Below are 16443 nucleotides of genomic sequence, written 5' to 3'. Positions count from 1 at the left end.
GACATATTACCGCTGGACTTAGACCTGTTTTTCCTTAGTATGCCGACTTGCGCAGTTTCTATCCGTCCGGTTATCCTTTAGGCTTCACGAACAGGCTGGCCAGAAAGGAGAAAATAATGGCGGCGGAAACGCCCGCGCTCGTCACCTTGAAAATGCCGGTAATAACCCCGATCCAGCCGTTCTTCTGCAGCTCTTCCAAGGCGCCGTGGACGAGCGAATTGCCGAAGCTCGTAATCGGCACCGATGCGCCGGCGCCGGCAAACTCGACCAGCGGGTCGTAGATGCCCACGCCGTCAGCTATCGCCCCGAGGACGACGAGCAGCGTCATCGTATGCGCCGGCGTCAGCTTGAACACGTCAAAGCAAATTTGGCCGAACATGCATATCAATCCGCCCACGATAAATGCCCATAAATAAATCACCTTACTCCACCCCGCTTTCGATCGCGACCGCATGCGCAATGCACGGGATGCTCTCACCTTGCTGGTACGAAATCGGCGACAACAGCGCGCCCGTGGCGACGACCAGCATCCGCTTCAGCTCGCCCTTGCGCATCCGCCTCAGCAAATGGCCGTAGGTGACGACCGCCGAGCAGGCGCAGCCGCTCGCTCCGGCCTGCACCATCTGGTTTTTGTAATCGTATATCATCATGCCGCAATCCTTATATTCGGTCTGCTGAATCGGGATATTATGTTTTCGGAACAGCTCCCGGGCAATTTCATATCCGACTTTGGACAAATCCCCCGTCACGATCAAGTCGTAATGGCCCGGTTCGATCTGAAAATCGCGAAGATGCGCTTCGATCGTATCCACTGCCGCAGGCGCCATCGCCGCGCCCATATTGAACGGATCGGTAAGCCCCATGTCGACGATGCGGCCGATCGTCGCTTTCGTCACAAAAGGACCGTCACCTTTATGCGATACAACGCAGGCGCCCGCTCCGGTCACGGTGTATTGCGCGGTTGGCGGCTTCTGGGAGCCGTATTCGGTCGGATAGCGGAACTGCTTCTCCGCTGTCGAGTTGTGGCTGCAAGCGCTGGCCAGCGCATATTTCGCCGACCGGGAATTGACGAGGTTGGCGGCGAGCGCCAAACTTTCCATCGAGGTCGAGCATGCCCCGAATACGCCGATATAAGGCATGGCCAGCGTCCGGGCGGCAAAGCTGGTAGTTGTAATCTGGTTGATCAGGTCGCCCCCGATAAAAAATTGATCTGTTCCTTCGTCAGTCCCGCGTTCTCGATTGCCAGCTTGGCCGCTTCCTCGAGCAGCGTCCGCTCCGCTTTTTCCCAACTGTCCTGCCCGAGCCGCGAATCGCCATGAATAATATCGAAATCGTCGGCCAGCGGTCCGCGCCCTTCGAACGGTCCGACCACCGTCCCGACGGCCGCGATCGACGGCCTGTTCTCAAACAGCCAGCTTTGATAACCTTTCAGCATGATCAATGACCTCCGCCGGGATTGAAAATTAAGTGGCATAAGCTGACGAAAAAGGCGGCCACGACGCCGAATACGATGACCGGCCCGGCAAGTTTGAACATTTTCCCGCCGACGCCGAGCACGAGCCCTTCGCCCCGATGCTCAATCGCCGCCGACGCCATCGAGTTGGCGAAGCCGGTGACGGGAACCGCCGTACCGGCGCCGGCCCACTGAGCCATTTTGTCGTAAACGCCGAGGCTGGTTAAAATGATGGAAATGAGAATCAGAACGGCAACCGTCGGATTGCTCGCTTCTTTCTTGTCGAATCCGCCCCAGTGTATGAACATATCCTGAATGGCCTGGCCGAGCACGCATATCGCGCCGCCGACAATAAAGGCCCGAATGCAATTAATCACAACCGGTCTCGGCGGTTCCTTCCGCTTGGCCAGGTCCTGATATTCCTGCTGCACGGGCGTGAGCTTTTTCTTCTTGTTGTTAGACATTCGCGTTTCCTCCTTATCATCGGATTACCGGTGCAATACCGGCTTCACATCGGCGATGACTTGGCGCAGCTTTTCGGCGCATTCTTCATACATCGCTTTCGCTTCCGCATTCCGCGTCGTCAGACCGAACATTTCCAGATCGGCTTCGCATTTTTCAATGTGGCATATAATGCCGCTTTCTGCTGGGGCGCGGGAACCTTGATTTTGTCGTCAAACAGGTCGACATAAAGTTGCCCGTAAGAATCGACCTGGCCCAAATAGACGTTTTCCAGCGCTACGCCGAGCTTCTCCAGTTCCGAACGCAGCCATGCCCGATTGAGACCGATGGTCGAAAGCGGTTCGTCCAAAATTTTGCCGTCCATAATGACGGCTTGCGGCTCCTGTTCCGGCCCTACCTTGATGCCCAGATGACTGGGCGTCAGCGGCTGATTTTCTCGGGTAAGCATGACGCTTATATCGCCGCTCGGTTCCATAATGGCAAATTCGACGTCCGCGGTTTTGAACACATTTTTTTGCGCAGCTGCTCGAGCAGCTCGTCCGCGGTCAAACGCTCTTTTTCAAATTGTCTTCCAAAATTTTGCCGTCCTTGATGACGATTGTCGCTTTGCCGTCAATAAAATCCCTGCTTTTTTTGCTTTTGATTTGCAGAAACTCGATCCCGAGCGAAATCGCGGTCCAGACGACCATGGAAATGAGGCCCAAATACCAGTTTGCCTCCAGATCCAGGGAAACATAGGCCGCAAGGCTGCCGATTGTAATCCCGGTAATGTACTCGAACAGCGAAAGCTGCGACACTTGCCGTTTCCCCAATAATTTGGTAAGGGAGAACAGGACGACAACGGCGATTAAGGTCCGCAACACAATTTCCAGCCAATTCGGCACCGCTTCGATTCCTCCTTTCAGCTCATACGATGTCGGCTTTACCAAAGGATGCGCCGATCCCGATCAGCTCAATCCCGAAATGTTTTGCCACTTCGGGAAGCCTTCTTACGGATTGGCAACAAGTCGCCAGCATGCCGGTTCGAGCTCCCGTACAGAATAAGGATCGCTTCATTCACTCACCAAGGAACAGATTCTTGCGTTAAGGGCGGTGGAAAAATGTGGAGTAAGCTGAAAAATCGTCGAATGATGATGTCTTTGCTGGCTATCGGGGTGAGCGCCGGAGCTGGGGCGATCGTCATGTCCAACGGCGCCGGGGAAATCGCATGAACCAGAACAAATGGCTTTCACAGCTTCAACCGCTAATGAAGATGTTCCCGATGTTGCGTATGAAGTAAAGGAGGTGAAAACGTGACGGTAGCATCCGATGTGAAAACTTGCGTCGCTTCCTTGAAAAGCGCACAGGCGAGCCTGGAACAATTCGCGCTGTCGACGCAAAATCAGGAAGCGAAGACGTTGTTTGAAAATGCTGCGCAGCAGACACAACAAATCGTGCAGCAAGTACAAAGCCGCGTACAGCAGCTGGAAAATGAAGAACCGCAATATAAAGGTTTTTAACAGTTTTTGTCTTGAAAAAAGAACCAGCCGCGTTCGAACGAACGCGGCTGGTTCTTTTATTTAAAAGCGGAAATCGTCGTCGGTCAGCGGCTCGACATGAATCGTCCGGATATATCCGTTCCCTTTTTTGGAAAAGAAATCATGCTGTTTCGTGCGCGTGCTGATGCCGTTGAAGACGATCGGATTGACGTCCTCTTCCGGAAAGATCGGATCGAGTCCGAGATTCATCAGCGCCTTGTTCGCATTATAGCGGACAAACTTCTTGACTTCGTCTGTCAAGCCGACCTTGGTATATAGTTCCTCGGTATACTTTTCTTCATTCTCGTGCAGCAACGAAAGCAGGCCGCGGAACGTCTCAAGCGCTTCTTCCTGTTCGTTGGGCTCAAGCTCCGCGAACACTTCCTGAGCCAGTACGCCGACATAAAGGCCGTGAATGCTTTCGTCGCGCAAAATGAGATCGATAATTTCTCCGCTGCTCGTCATCTTCCCTTGTCCCGACAAATAAAGCGGGTAGAAAAATCCGCTGTAGAACAAGTAGCTTTCCAGCAAAACCGATGCCGCCATGGCCAAATACAGCTCTTTTTCGAATGGATATGGCGATAATATTGCGAGATGACTTCCGCTTTGGTCTGCAGCCGGGGATTGTTCTCGACCCAGCGGAACACATTGTCTATTTCTTCGCTGGAAGCGAGCGTCGTGAAAATGCTGCTGTACGACTTGGCGTGAATCTGCTCCATCATGCCCATAAATCCGAGCACTGCCTTGCGCTGCAGCCCTTCGACATGGTCCAATATTTTCGGCATGCCGACGCCGCCCTGCACCGTATCCAGCAGCGTAAGCCCGCCCAGCACCTTCATATACAATTCCCGCTCGTCATCGTTCAGCGTCATCCACGACATTTTGTCGTCGGAAAGCGGGATCTCTTCGTCTGTCCAAAACTGCATAATATTTTGATTCCAGAACGTGATCGTAAAATCATCGTCCGGACGGTTCCAGTTGACGGCCTTGATGGCACTCATGCTCGCCCATTCCTCCTTTTCCTTACACGGAACAACTGATGCATTCTTCCACGGACAGCCGGTTCGTCCGGGTATAATAAAGCGACTTCAGACCTTTCTTGGCGGCATAAATGTAGTACCGGGCAAGCTGGCGCGTCGTCACGTCGCTGTTGACGTGCAGGACCGTCGATATTCCTTGATCGATATGAGGCTGAATTTCGGCAATCAGATCGAGCACCTTGAACTGGTCCATCTGATAGGCCGACTTGTAATAAAAGAAATTGCTTTTATCCAGGTACGGCATCGGATAATAGGTCGTCGAATTGGCGTACGTCCGGGTTTCGATCTGCTCGACGATCGGCATGACGCTGGACGTCGCGTTCTGGATATACGAGATGCTTTGCGTCGGCGCGATCGCCAGCCGGTAGGCATGATACAAGCCGTGGCGGCCGACCGCTTCCTTCAGCGACTTCCAGTCTTCCGGCGAAGGGATCGCAATGCCTTCGAACAGCGACTTCACCTTGTCCGTTACGGGACGGTAATCGGTCTGTTCATAACGTTCGAAATAGACGCCGGTCGCATAATCGGAACGTTCGAACCCGTCGAAGACGATGCCGGTTTCGCGTGCGATTTCCATGCTCTTCTCCAGCGAATAATAGTTCATCATCATGAAGAAAGTGCGGACGAAATCTTTCGCTTCTTCGCTTTCATAGGCGATTTTGTTTTTGGCCAGGTAGCCGTGCAGATTCATCGCGCCGAGACCGACCGAATGCAGCTCGCGGTTCGCTTTGGCAACGCCGGGCGCATTGGAGATGTTCGTCATGTCGCTGACCGCCGTCAGGGCGATCATGCCTTCATGCACCGATTCCCGGATTTTCTTCTTCTCCATGACGTTGGCAATGTTCAGCGACGCCAGATTGCAGCTGATGTCGCGGCGTATTGTATCGGGTTGGCCGTAATCGCCGATTTCGGACGTTTCCTGCAGCTGGAAAATTTCCGTGCACAGGTTAGACATTTTGATCGACCCGATCCCTTTGAGCGCGTGCGCGCGGTTCGCATTGCTTTTGTTCATCATGTACGGGTAGCCGGATTCGAGCTGGGTCATGGCGATTTTGATCAGCATGTCCCGGGCGCTCATCACTTCTTTCTTGCGCACGCGATCGTCGGCGAGCAGCTTGTCGTACATTTCGTCCATGTCCATATCGTCCATATGAACGCCGTAAGCCCGGTAGACGGAATACGGGGCGAAAACGTGAAGCGGCTCGTTGTCTTCCGCCAGCTTGTAGAAGCGGTCCGGCACGATCAGCCCGATCGACAGCGTCTTGAGCCGCGATTTTTCGTCGGCGTTAATCTTTTTGCTGTCCAGAAACTCGATGACGTCCCAGCCGAAAATGTTGTAATAGGCGGCGCCAGAACCTTTGCGCTGGCCCATCTGGTCGGCATAGGAGAAGGCGTCCTCAAGCAGCTTCAGCACGGGCATAATGCCTTTGGCCGCTCCCTCGACGCCTTTGATCGGCTCGCCGCGGCCGCGCAGCTTGGACAGATTGACGGCGACGCCGCCTCCGATTTTCGACAGCTGCATGCAGGTGCTGAGACCGTAATTGATCGAATTGAGCGAGTCGTCCAGCTCCAGCAAGAAGCAGGAAACCATTTCGCCGCGCCGGCTTTTGCCCGCATTCAGGAAAGTCGGCGTCGCCGGCTGAAGCCGCTGCTCCATCATCGATACGGCCAGCCTGCGGGCGACAGCGGCGTTTCCGCGCCCGAGATACAGCGCCACGATCGCCACCCGGTCCGGATAATGCTCCAAATACAGCTCGCGGTCGTCGCTTTTCACCGCGTAATCGGTGTAAAACTTCGAGGCGGCCATGTAGGAAGGAAACTCGAACCGGTAGCTGTGCGTAGTGGCGTAAATCTCCTCCACTTCTTCAGGCGTATAGTATTGGTAGACATCCTCATAATAATCGTTGTCGATCATGTAGCGGACCTTCTCCGCCGTGGAAGCGAAGCGGATGCTTTTGCGTTCGACCTCTTCCATAAACGCGCGCACCGCTTCCTTATCCTTCTCCAGTTGGAAGAAGCCGTCCTTGTCCCGCTGCATCAGCAAATTGTTCAGCTCAATATGACGCAACTGCGCTCACCCCTTGCATAAATCTTTCGACATCCCTGCTCGTACCGGACAGCTCGAACTTGCCAAGCACCGGGACGCCGTACATCGTCGCAATCGCGTCAGCGCTCACCGCGAAGCTCTCTCCCCAGTTTTGTTGCCGCTTGCCGACACGCCGCGCAAGTAACGGTGGTTTTGCTTCAGAAAAGACTGGACCTTCTGCGGCACCTGACCGAATCCGGTCGTATAGGTTACAAGGACGAACGGTTCGTCCAGCGTCATCCCGTCCTCGATTTGAACGGCCGGCACGTTCAGTTTGTTAATAAATCTGCGGACATTTCCCGTCCTGGAATCGTATGCGATAAGCATGGCGGCAAGTCTCCTTTCCGAATCTTACGACAGTATGTAATCAATGAAAAAGCGCATCCGGCGATAAAAAAGGCCGAATGCGCCTTGGCACGCAGGCAAAGCAATGCCCGGTCAGGCTCGATCCGACACTTTCCTATCCTCCGTAGGGATGTGTCCATCAACGTTCAGGCAGGTCTCCTGGCTCGGGGTCATCGCCGGCAATCCGCCTTCCCGGCTCGCGTTCAGCTTAACCAGTGGCTTTTCGGATTGCGGCTCGCCCATACAGTGGCGGGACCGCTCCGGTTTCGCACCGGATTCCCTATTAAGCTCTATCTTTGTCTTCGAAGATAGAACACCTGAACGAAACAATATGTAGTTGTCGAATTCAAATTTACCTCAATATATTGTAGCTGTCAAGCCGAACCTGACCCGATTTGCGGAACGAATAATAGAATAGCCCGCTCGATCCAAGCGGGCTCTGCCATTTCGCTATTTTCTATCGAATTTTTATTCGCTTGCGACGATGCGGAAGCCGATGTTGCCCGACGAGCTGTCCGGCGTGTTCGAGCTTCGGGCTGCCACCCGGTAGCGGTTGCAATAAGACCGGTGGCACAAATAAGATCCGCCGCGCATCGATCTTCGGCCGGTCGGACGGTCGTAAAACGGATTCACATCCGACGTTTCCCGGTGATAGCCCGGACTGAACCAGTCGGCGCACCATTCCCATACGTTGCCCGACATATTGTACAATCCGTATCCGTTGGGCTCGTAGGCGTCGACAGGCGCCGTTCCGACATAGCCGTCGCTGGCGTTGTTTTTGATCGGAAATTTGCCCTGCCAGATGTTGCAGCGATGCCGCCCGTCCGGCTTGAGCAAATCGCCCCACGGGTACGTCTTGCGCTCCAGTCCGCCGCGCGCCGCGAATTCCCATTCCGCTTCGGTCGGCAGCCTGCCCCCGGCCCAGTCGCAGTACGCTTTCGCGTCGTTCCAGGAAATATGCACGACCGGATGATTCATCCGTCCGCACAGATCCGAATCGGGCCCTTCCGGCTTGGCCCAATAGGCGCCTTCCACGACGTACCACCAGGGCACCTCTTGCGGCACCGATCGGACCCGCTTCGCGGTCTCGGGCGACACGAGCAGATGAAAGACGAACGACCAGCCGAAACGTTCCGCTTCCGTCACATATCCCGTTTCGTCGACAAACCTTTTGAATTGCGCATTCGTGACGGCATAGGGCGACATGTAGAACGGATCGACCCGCACCCTCCGCACCGGGCCTTCTCCGTCCGACGGAAATCCTTCCGCCGTCTCCGTCCCCATATCGAACGTTCCGCCGGGTATGGCGACCATCTCGTGAATATCGCGCGCCTTCGCCGCTTGACGCACCTGCCGTTCGGCATGCGGCCGGTCGATGCCGGCCTCCGCCTGTTCCCGTCCGGCCGAGCAGCAACACTTTCCTATCTCCATCTTCCCGGATTGCTCCTTTCACCGCATCATCCCGAATCACGTGTACAAGGCGATGCCGATTAGTCCAGATATAATCATAATGGAAACGGGATGTTTGCGAAAGAACATCAGCGCGATCAGCGATCCGGCAAAAATAAGCGCCTGGCTCCACATGAAGTATGTCGAGCCTTTAAGCGCCCCTGTATTGCCGGCAAACATGATGGCCGCGTAAATAATCAGTCCGGTCACGACGGCCCGCAATCCGTAGAAGGACGATTGCACCAGCTTGTGATGGCGAATGCGGTAAAGCAGCATGCCCGCCGCAATCATGATCAGGAGCGACGGCAGCACGACGGCGGCCGCGGCGACGACGGCGCCCGTCAGACCGGCCGTATCGTACCCGACGAATACGGCGATATTGGTCGCGATCGGTCCCGGGGACATGCCGGCCATCGCGACAAGATCGGTGAAGTGGCGGACGTCCATCCACTGGTACCGTTCCACGACCTCCCGCTGAATGAGCGGTACCATCGCATAGCCGCCGCCGAACGAGACGAGACCGACGATGAAGAACAGCACGAACATTTGAATAAGCATGGCTTCTCTCCGTCTATATCATATAGTCGTATACCGGTTCTTCCTTCTTTGCCGGGGGCCGAAGGCGGCTGTCCGGTTTGCGGAATTTGCCGATCACGATGCCCGCCAGCGCGCCGGCTGCAATGAGCAGCGCCGGATGTATAATATTTCGGCCGAATAAAGCAGAGCGAGCGTTATGCCGACCAGCAGCGCCGCAGGCTTGTCGACGATCGCCGTCTTCCCGATCTTGCAAGCGGCATAGACGATCAAGGCTACGACGGTCGCCCGGATCGACATAAAGGCGGCTTCGATTTTCGGATTGTCGTGCAATTGCCAGTAAAAACCGACAGCATGATGACGACGAGGAACGTCGGCAGGAGCATGCCGGTCATGGCGGCAATCGCGCCGGCAACGCCGCCGATCCGGTAGCCGATGAGCATGGCCGAATTGATGCCGATCGCGCCCGGAAACGAACCGGCCAACCCGAAAATATCGGCCAACTCTTCCGCCGACAGCCATTTCTTTTTATCTACGACTTCCTTCTCGATTGCGGGAATCAAGGCGTATCCTCCGCCGAACGATACCGGACTCCATTTGAGAAACGAGACAAAAGTTGTACGAGCCGATTGTCGGTATGCAGCTTCATTACGCCGCCTCCTTCTGTGGGCGCTGCTATATGTTGTACATCCATTATACCACCTTTTTGTCATTTTGAAATTATGTCTTCGTCCAATTTATATTACTTTTGCTTATACGCTTCAATTATTCCGCTTATCAATATGAATTCCAGCCATTTTGGCAACGGGATTATAGGATATTAATCCTGTTTAGGGTATCGGAATGATGTACTTTATTCTATATTGAAATTAACTTGGCGATCTTCCTGTCAAGTGGCAGCTGCTGTCAGGTTTGCGATATAATGAGGGCATTCGAATATGGCTCGACCAAATATCGGTTAAATGGGGATTCTGCAATGGAGAAGCAGCGGATGAACGAGGTGCCTTCAGCCAAAAAGCTGATTTACAACCGCATAGCGGAGCAGGGCGTCGTCTCGAAGGCGGAGCTGATGGCGGTTTTCTCTTTTACGAGCAGCACGCTTTCCCGGCTGCTGGACGAAATGGTGACGGACCGGCTGCTGCTTACGTCCGGGCTCGGACCTTCGAGCGGCGGGCGGCGGCCGATTCTTTACGAAATCAATCCGGCTTACGGCTATTTTTTCGGACTGGAAATATCGCGGCGGTATTCGGCGCTCGGCTTTTTCGATATGCGCCTCAATCCGATGTCGTTTACGCGCTGGCGCATGGACGAGGCGATGACGCCGACCCAGTTCGTCGAACATGCGGCGAACAACATCCGATCGATTCTGAACGATCATCAGATCGAAAGACGGCAGGTTCTCGGGATCGGCGTCGGCGCCGTCGGCCCGCTGGACCGGGAGAAAGGCGTTATTCTCCGCCCGCTCAATTATCCGGCCAAAGGGTGGACGAACGTTCCGATTTGCAGCCTTCTGGAGCAAGCGACCGGCATCCCGTCCCGCCTCGAGAATGGCGCGAACACGGCGCTGATGGGCGAGCATTGGGCGATGCGCAGCGAAAATCTGCAGCATATGCTTTATGTCCACGCCGGCGTCGGCCTCCGTTCCGCGATGATGTCGAACGGACGGATCGTCCACGGATCGCTCGATATGGAAGGCTCCATCGGCCAGATGATCATTCAGACGGACGGACCGCGTCTTCACGACAGCGGCAATTACGGAGCGCTGGAAGCGTTCGTATCCGTTCAGGCGCTGGAGAAGCAGGCGCGCTCGCACGCCAAGATGGGCCGGGACGAGCTGCTTAGCGCCTACAACGTCACGCCCGAACAGATCAATTACGATCTGCTGCTTCGCGCCTTGTCGCACGGAAACGCCTATGTCAGCGAGCTATTCCTGCAGTCGGCCGCCTATTTCGGCATCGGGCTGGCGAATCTGATCAATATGTTCCACCCCGAAAAAATTATTTTGGGCGGCGCGCTCCTGAACTCGCACGAACAGTTTTATGATACCGCGATTCGGATTGCCCGGAACAACACGTACTATTACCCCGAATATCAACCGTCCTTCTCCAAAGGCGTTTTGCAGGAGGACGCCGTGGCGACCGGCGCGGCGCTCATGATGCGGAATGCGCTGGCGATTTAGCTTAATGTCAAAAAGCTTGTCTCCGCCGCCGCCGCAGCGGCAAGGAGACAAGCTTATGGATGCGCCTGACTATACCCGATGAAGCTTCGCTTCGGACGACTGTTGCTTCGCGTCCCTCCACATCGTCCGCCATGTCCCGACGTCCGTCAACACCGTATCCGGCCGGACGCGGCTTCTTGCGACAAAGGAAGGGTGTCCGTCCCTGCCGGAACGCGCTCCCGTCTTGTGATAACGGAGGTCGATCGACCAGCGCACGATGCCGGAGCGGTTCGGAATGCCTCTGTGCGGCGTATATTTGTTCATGATGACGACCCCGCCCTTGCGGCATTCCGCCAGAACCGGCTCGACGTCCGGCAGCAGCTCGGGAACGATCGTCGTTCCGCCCGACGCCTGGTGCCGCAAATACCCTTGCTTGAACACGCCGGGCATCAGCTCCATGCAGCCGGTATCCGCCGTCGCGTCGACGAGCGGCACCCAGAACGTAATGATGTCCGACGCTTCGGAATCTTCCGACGTCACGGCGCAATCCTGATGCCAGGGCACGTTCTCGAACGCGTTCGCCGAGGGCTTCCACGGCAGCTTGGCGCGGACATGCTGGATCGGATTGCAGCTCAGCTCGCTGCCGAGCAAACATTCGGCCAGATCGAGCAGACTGCCGCTGCCCATAAAACGAAATATTTGCTCCCCCAGATAATCGGCAATATCGAAGCCCCGGCCGATCTCGGCGCATTGTTCGTACAAGAGCGCATAGCGCCGTTCGAACGGCTCGTCCTCGTACAGATTCGCCAATTTTCCTTCGGCGTGAAGCATCCGGCTTCTTCTGTCGATTTCCTGCGCCAGCTCGTTAATAACCGGCTTTAGCTCGTCATGCGGGATCGCGTCTTCGACGATCAGATAGCCTTCCGTCTGATAGCGGATAATTTGGTCAACCGTCAGTTTCATGGCCTTGCCTTCCTCCCCTTTGCGGCCGGTTCGCCGTATTTGCCCCCATTGTAACAGGGCGTGCCCGCAGCCAGAAGGGAGGATCATGCGGTAAATGCGGACTATTTTATCCGATATGAGGCAGGCGGCCGTCCGCGATGCCTGCGAAAGACGCGGGCGAAGTAGGAAGCGTCCGTATAACCGAGCATGTCGGATATGGCATAGACGGGCAGATCGGTATACAGCAGCAGCTTCTCGGCTTCGGCCATGCGCAGCGATTGCAAATACGCCATCGGCGCCATGCCGGTATGCTCCTTGAAAACGCGGCACAAGTAGTTCGGAGACCAATGAACGAGCTGCGCCAGCCGCTCCAGCGTCAAGGCGTCGGCAAGATGGGCGCGCATATAGCCTTTCAGCAAGTCGACTTCCTTCCCGCCCCGCACGCCTGCATGCTCATGCCAATCCGCGCGGCCGATCTGCCATACCGTTTCCTCGATCCGGAGCAGCAGGTCCGCAACCATAAGCGACATATGCTCGTCCGACATCATATACCGGCTCGCCGGATCGAGCAGTCTGCGATACCCTTCGAGCAGAAACGGCCGATAGCGGTCGGGCACGCGGATCGGGCCGTTCCGGATCGTTTCGGGAAACGCAATGCCCCGCTTCTCCTCCAGCCAGTCGAAGAAGTTCGCCGCCTCCGGCTCGTCGTCCTCGTTCCGGAGCAGGAACGTGCATTCCAGATTGTCCAGCGGCCGCCGCTCGCTGCCGACAAATTGATGCCATTCGTTCGGATTAATAATATAGAGCAATCCTTCCGAAGCTTCGGATTCACGGCCGTTGACGACGAAGCGGCCCGCCCCTCCGGCAATGTACATCAGATGAAAAACCGGATGCCGGTGCAGCGGCGCGATCATCCCTTTCCGGCCGGTCTGCCTGTCGGTCGAAATATGGTCGATGCGAAGCTGCTGACCGCGCATGACGATCCGTAAACTCATAGCGCCTTATCTCCCCCGTTACGACGAGCTCACGACAGTCTCGACAACGGTAAGCTCGCCGGCCGCCGCGTCCAGCCGCACGACCGCTCCGATCGGAATGGCAGCCTTGTAGTAGCCGTGTCCCGAAGCGAGATTCGTCAATAACGGCTTGCCGAGCGGAACGATGAACTCCGTGATCAGATCGTCGTACGTTTTGCCGTACGCTACTTCGCAGCCCGTGCATTCGCCCATGACGATGCCGAGGCAGTCGCGAAATTTTCCGGCCAGCTTCAGCTGATTGATCATGCGGTACACCGCGTTGATCGGTTCATGCGTTTCTTCGAGCAGCAAAATTTTGTCGCGCGTATCAATTTCGTACGGTGTGCCGAGCGTGTCGGTCAGCGACCTCAGATTTCCCCCGACGATCGGACCGGTCACATTGCCGGGAACTCGGCCGATTAGCGGCATTCCGGGCGGATTGGTAATCGGTCTGACAGCCGCTTCGACCGATGTCGCCTCGAAAAATTGATTGAAATTGTAAGCGGGCTCGGCCGCCGTAAAGCTGATAAGCAGCAGGCTGTGAAACGTGATCAAGCCGGTTATTTGATAAAGTGCGTTGAGCAGCACCGTAATATCGCTGTAGCCCGTCACGATTTTCGGGTTCCGGGCAATCGCGTTGTAGTCCAGATACGGCAAGATGCCGGCCACTCCGACCCCGCCGCGCACTGGAAGAATCAGATCCACATCGGGATCTTCGATCATCATCATAAAATCGGAAGCGCGCTCGCGGTCGGTCCCGGCCAGAAATCCGTCTGCCGCATACACATAATTTCCCAGCACAACGCGAAAGCCCATCTCCTCGAGCGTTCGGATCCGGGCATCGATAATGTCCGCGCGAAGCGGGCTTCCCAGCGTGACGATGCCGACCGTGGCGCCGGGTCTTAGTATCGGCGGTTTGATGGACATTGGAAATCCTCCAGCGTATAGGCGTTTTTATTACCGTATGCCGCCCAACCCGCGGAGGTTACGGTGAAGACTGTATCCGCCGATCCGCCTGCCGCCGCTGCATTCAGGTTGCCTTTTCCTCGAACAGACGCGCGATTTCCACAATGACCCGGACCGCTTTCTCCATATTGTCCGCCGAAATATATTCGAACTTCCCGTGATAGTTTTCGCCGCCGGTAAACAGGTTCGGCGTCGGCAGCCCCATATAGGACAGCTGCGAGCCGTCCGTTCCGCCGCGTATCGGCTGAATGTGCGGCTTGATCCCGACGTTTTCCATCGCCTCGCAGGCGATGTCGACAATTTCCCTGACCGGCTCGATTTTGGCCAGCATATTGTAGTACTGGTCCCGCATCTCCAGATTTATCCGGTTGTCGCCGTATTTTTGCCGCATTCTCTCGGCAATCGCCTTGAACGTTCGCTTGCGGGCTTCGAAATTGTCATGATCGAAGTCGCGGATTATATATTCGGATGCGGCCCGCTCGACATCGCCGCCCATCGCCACAAGATGGTAGAAGCCTTCGTAGCCTTCCGTATATTCCGGCGACTCCAGCTCCGGCAGCTGCCCGTGGAATTCCATCGCCAGCTTGCAGGCATTGACCATCTTCCCTTTGGCCGTTCCGGGATGCGTGCTCGTTCCTTGAAAGGTCAATTTGGCGATCGCCGCGTTGAAGCTTTCATATTCCAGTCCTCCCAGCGGACCGCCGTCGACCGTGTAGGCATAGGCCGCGCCGAAAGCTTGCACGTCGAAATGCGCGGGGCCGCGGCCGATTTCCTCGTCGGGTGTGAACGCCACTCTGATCGTGCCGTGCCGGATTTCCGGGTGGCTCCGCAAATACGCCATCGCGGTCATAATTTCCGCAATGCCCGCCTTGTCGTCCGCCCCGAGCAGCGTCGTGCCGTCGGTCGTAATGAGCGTATGGCCTTTATACGAAGACAGCTCGGGAAATTGCTCCGGCGACAGGACGACGCCGAGCCGCTCGTTCAGCACAATCGGCTTGCCGTCGTAATCGTGATGAATTTGCGGATTCACATTGCGGCCGGTCATCGCCGGGGACGTATCCAGATGGGCCAGAAAGCCGATGACCGGCACATTCTTGTCCGTATTGGCGGGCAAGGTCGCCATGACATAGCCGTTCGCATCCATCGTAACGTCCGACAGGCCGATCGCGGCCAGCTCCTCCGCGAGCAGCCGGCCAAGCTCAAGCTGTCCCGGTGTGGACGGAACGGTCTGGCTGTTGTCATCCGACTGGGTATCCACCCGGACATAACGGATAAACCGCTCGATAATCTCTTGCTTCATTTTTGTCACTCCTTATGAACGGAATCGGTGCCGACCAGCGGGCGCCGGCACCGCAAATGCCGCTCTAAATTTCAAGACGCATGCCGTCGAAGGCGACTTCGATGCCGTGCGGCGCAAAAATATCGGTCAGATCCTCATGAAGCAGATGCGCATTATGCGAAAATGGGTCACGGCAATTTTGGCGCCGGCTCGCAGCATGCCGGTCTCCGCCATCCGCTTCTGCGCGTCCAAAACGGCTTCGACGTTCATATGGCCGACATCGTACGGAATATTCCCCATCGTACATTCCAGTATGGCCAGATCGACCGGCTTCCCTTCCAGCCAGCGCCACGTTTCCTCTGGAAATCTTCCGCTGTCGTGACCGTAAAATACCGTTTTGCCGTTTTTCTCTATGTAATAAACGCAACAGGTTTCCATCGGATTATGCGAGGCGGGAAGCGCTGTCACGACGGCCGTCCGCAGCTCGGTCCGTTCGAACGGCCTGACGCGGTGCAATTCGAATTTGCCGTGATCGCCGCCGTTCAGGACGAGCGTATCGTGAATGATGCGGATCGCCGCATCGTTGCCGTACACATGAATCGTATGATCCTTCGCCTGCGCGTAACCCGGAAGTCGCGCCACCAGATCGTCCGGATACAGATGGTCGGAGTGGGTATGCGTGATGATAAGATCCTTCATGTCCTCCATGTCGATCCCGTCCCGCAGCATATGCAGCAGCGTATCCGGAGGGAAATCGACCTTCAATTCGTTGTCGAACAAGACGGAGGTGCGGGTACGGATATTTTGCCTCCTGCCGCTTTCGCCTTGACGCACAGTTCGCAGGTGCAGAACAGGGACGGTATCCCTTCAAAAGCGGCCGTACCGAGAAAATGAACGAGCATGCCGGTAATTCCTCCTTCGCATAATGGCTAATGGCCCAACGTACTCATCATTCGCCATGATAAACGCCGTTCCTGCCTGCTGGAATGTGAAAATAACGAAAAGCCTTCGATCAGCCGTTATCCGACTGATCAGAAGGCTTGATGCCGTTATGGTTTCGGGCCGAACCGGTTAAGAGCCGCGCGTGAACAGCTTCTTGCGGGCGGCAAAGAGCAGGCCGGCAACGAGCGCGGCAGCGGCGACCAGCGCCAGCAGTATGACGTTCGGCGATTGCCCCGAAGCGCCGGCGCGGCGTCGGC

The 16443-nt window shown here is 56.1% G+C and carries 12 protein-coding genes, 5 pseudogenes and 1 riboswitch; of the genes and pseudogenes, 2 read left to right on the top strand and 15 right to left on the bottom strand.

Annotation, left to right across the window (positions count from 1 at the left end; genetic code table 11):
* Positions 1 to 70 precede the first annotated feature (70 nt).
* The 4 genes and pseudogenes from spoVAE to PACILC2_RS13595 form a co-directional block, all read right to left on the bottom strand.
* On the bottom strand, positions 71 to 421 hold the full coding sequence (spoVAE, locus tag PACILC2_RS13610) for a stage V sporulation protein AE (RefSeq protein ID WP_213529146.1): 351 nt from the start codon (positions 419 to 421) through the stop codon (positions 71 to 73).
* A 1-nt stretch (position 422) separates the two neighbouring features.
* Positions 423 to 1435 (bottom strand): annotated as a pseudogene (gene spoVAD / locus PACILC2_RS13605) (stage V sporulation protein AD).
* 2 nt (positions 1436 to 1437) lie between these two features.
* Positions 1438 to 1917 carry a stage V sporulation protein AC gene (gene spoVAC, locus PACILC2_RS13600; protein WP_213529145.1) on the bottom strand — a complete coding sequence of 160 codons (480 nt, stop codon included), beginning with the start codon at positions 1915 to 1917 and terminating at the stop codon, positions 1438 to 1440.
* Between the two features lie 24 nt (positions 1918 to 1941).
* A pseudogene (locus PACILC2_RS13595) lies at positions 1942 to 2799 on the bottom strand (DUF421 domain-containing protein).
* A gap of 408 nt (positions 2800 to 3207) precedes the next feature.
* On the opposite strand from PACILC2_RS13595, the gene PACILC2_RS13590 reads away from it, so the two are divergent.
* Positions 3208 to 3414: a DUF1657 domain-containing protein gene (locus PACILC2_RS13590; protein ID WP_062493113.1), complete on the top strand. Its 207-nt coding sequence runs from the start codon at positions 3208 to 3210 to the stop codon at positions 3412 to 3414.
* A 60-nt stretch (positions 3415 to 3474) separates the two neighbouring features.
* On the opposite strand, the pseudogene nrdF reads toward PACILC2_RS13590, so the two are convergent.
* From nrdF to PACILC2_RS29400, 6 genes and pseudogenes are all read right to left on the bottom strand, one after another.
* Positions 3475 to 4358 (bottom strand): annotated as a pseudogene (nrdF, locus tag PACILC2_RS13585) (class 1b ribonucleoside-diphosphate reductase subunit beta).
* 97 nt (positions 4359 to 4455) lie between these two features.
* Positions 4456 to 6540, bottom strand: coding sequence for a class 1b ribonucleoside-diphosphate reductase subunit alpha (gene nrdE, locus PACILC2_RS13580; protein ID WP_062493115.1), 2085 nt, complete (start codon positions 6538 to 6540; stop codon positions 4456 to 4458).
* A pseudogene (nrdI, locus tag PACILC2_RS13575) lies at positions 6527 to 6885 on the bottom strand (class Ib ribonucleoside-diphosphate reductase assembly flavoprotein NrdI). Before nrdI ends, nrdE begins: the two are co-directional and overlap by 14 nt.
* 150 nt (positions 6886 to 7035) lie before the next feature.
* Positions 7036 to 7239, bottom strand: a riboswitch (cobalamin riboswitch).
* 132 nt (positions 7240 to 7371) lie between these two features.
* Positions 7372 to 8334 (bottom strand): formylglycine-generating enzyme family protein, encoded by a 963-nt coding sequence (locus PACILC2_RS13570; RefSeq protein WP_213529144.1) that lies wholly within the window; start codon positions 8332 to 8334, stop codon positions 7372 to 7374.
* Between the two features lie 36 nt (positions 8335 to 8370).
* A complete protein-coding gene (locus PACILC2_RS13565) occupies positions 8371 to 8910 on the bottom strand; it encodes a chromate transporter (protein ID WP_062493116.1) in 540 nt (179 codons plus the stop codon).
* A gap of 93 nt (positions 8911 to 9003) precedes the next feature.
* Positions 9004 to 9599, bottom strand: a pseudogene (locus tag PACILC2_RS29400) (chromate transporter).
* Between the two features lie 263 nt (positions 9600 to 9862).
* Here PACILC2_RS29400 and PACILC2_RS13550 point away from each other — a divergent pair.
* The gene (locus tag PACILC2_RS13550; RefSeq protein WP_244863489.1) at positions 9863 to 11065 is read left to right on the top strand and encodes an ROK family protein; all 1203 of its coding nucleotides are present in this window, start codon (positions 9863 to 9865) and stop codon (positions 11063 to 11065) included.
* Between the two features lie 69 nt (positions 11066 to 11134).
* Here PACILC2_RS13550 and PACILC2_RS13545 read toward each other — a convergent pair whose 3' ends face one another.
* The 5 genes from PACILC2_RS13545 to PACILC2_RS13525 all read right to left on the bottom strand — a co-directional run bounded on the left by PACILC2_RS13545 (position 11135) and on the right by PACILC2_RS13525 (position 16078).
* Entirely contained in the window at positions 11135 to 12007 is an 873-nt protein-coding gene (locus PACILC2_RS13545) for a phytanoyl-CoA dioxygenase family protein (RefSeq protein WP_213529141.1), read from the bottom strand.
* 101 nt (positions 12008 to 12108) lie between these two features.
* The gene (locus PACILC2_RS13540) at positions 12109 to 12981 is read right to left on the bottom strand and encodes an AraC family transcriptional regulator (protein WP_213529140.1); all 873 of its coding nucleotides are present in this window, start codon (positions 12979 to 12981) and stop codon (positions 12109 to 12111) included.
* Positions 12982 to 12999: 18 nt separating this feature from the next.
* The gene (locus PACILC2_RS13535) at positions 13000 to 13926 is read right to left on the bottom strand and encodes a S66 peptidase family protein (protein ID WP_213529139.1); all 927 of its coding nucleotides are present in this window, start codon (positions 13924 to 13926) and stop codon (positions 13000 to 13002) included.
* A 103-nt stretch (positions 13927 to 14029) separates the two neighbouring features.
* Positions 14030 to 15265 (bottom strand): peptidase T, encoded by a 1236-nt coding sequence (gene pepT / locus PACILC2_RS13530; RefSeq protein WP_213529138.1) that lies wholly within the window; start codon positions 15263 to 15265, stop codon positions 14030 to 14032.
* 126 nt (positions 15266 to 15391) lie between these two features.
* On the bottom strand, positions 15392 to 16078 hold the full coding sequence (locus PACILC2_RS13525; RefSeq protein ID WP_213529137.1) for an MBL fold metallo-hydrolase: 687 nt from the start codon (positions 16076 to 16078) through the stop codon (positions 15392 to 15394).
* Positions 16079 to 16443: the final 365 nt, after the last annotated feature.

The organism is Paenibacillus cisolokensis (assembly GCF_018403665.1).
Lineage (GTDB): Bacteria > Bacillota > Bacilli > Paenibacillales > Paenibacillaceae > Paenibacillus_AH > Paenibacillus_AH cisolokensis.
Note: the sequence above shows the minus strand (reverse complement) of the source record. Positions and strands in the feature narration are given on the sequence as shown.

What these genes read in the sequence shown, in the direction of transcription:
- spoVAC (WP_213529145.1), bottom strand. Translation starts at nt 1,917, where the DNA reads ATGTCTAACAACAAGAAGAAAAAGCTCACGCCCGTGCAGCAGGAATAT.
- PACILC2_RS13570 (WP_213529144.1), bottom strand. Translation starts at nt 8,334, where the DNA reads ATGGAGATAGGAAAGTGTTGCTGCTCGGCCGGACGGGAACAGGCGGAG.
- PACILC2_RS13565 (WP_062493116.1), bottom strand. Translation starts at nt 8,910, where the DNA reads ATGCTTATTCAAATGTTCGTGCTGTTCTTCATCGTCGGTCTCGTCTCG.
- PACILC2_RS13550 (WP_244863489.1), top strand. Translation starts at nt 9,863, where the DNA reads ATGGAGAAGCAGCGGATGAACGAGGTGCCTTCAGCCAAAAAGCTGATT.
- PACILC2_RS13545 (WP_213529141.1), bottom strand. Translation starts at nt 12,007, where the DNA reads ATGAAACTGACGGTTGACCAAATTATCCGCTATCAGACGGAAGGCTAT.
- PACILC2_RS13540 (WP_213529140.1), bottom strand. Translation starts at nt 12,981, where the DNA reads ATGAGTTTACGGATCGTCATGCGCGGTCAGCAGCTTCGCATCGACCAT.
- PACILC2_RS13535 (WP_213529139.1), bottom strand. Translation starts at nt 13,926, where the DNA reads ATGTCCATCAAACCGCCGATACTAAGACCCGGCGCCACGGTCGGCATC.
- pepT (WP_213529138.1), bottom strand. Translation starts at nt 15,265, where the DNA reads ATGAAGCAAGAGATTATCGAGCGGTTTATCCGTTATGTCCGGGTGGAT.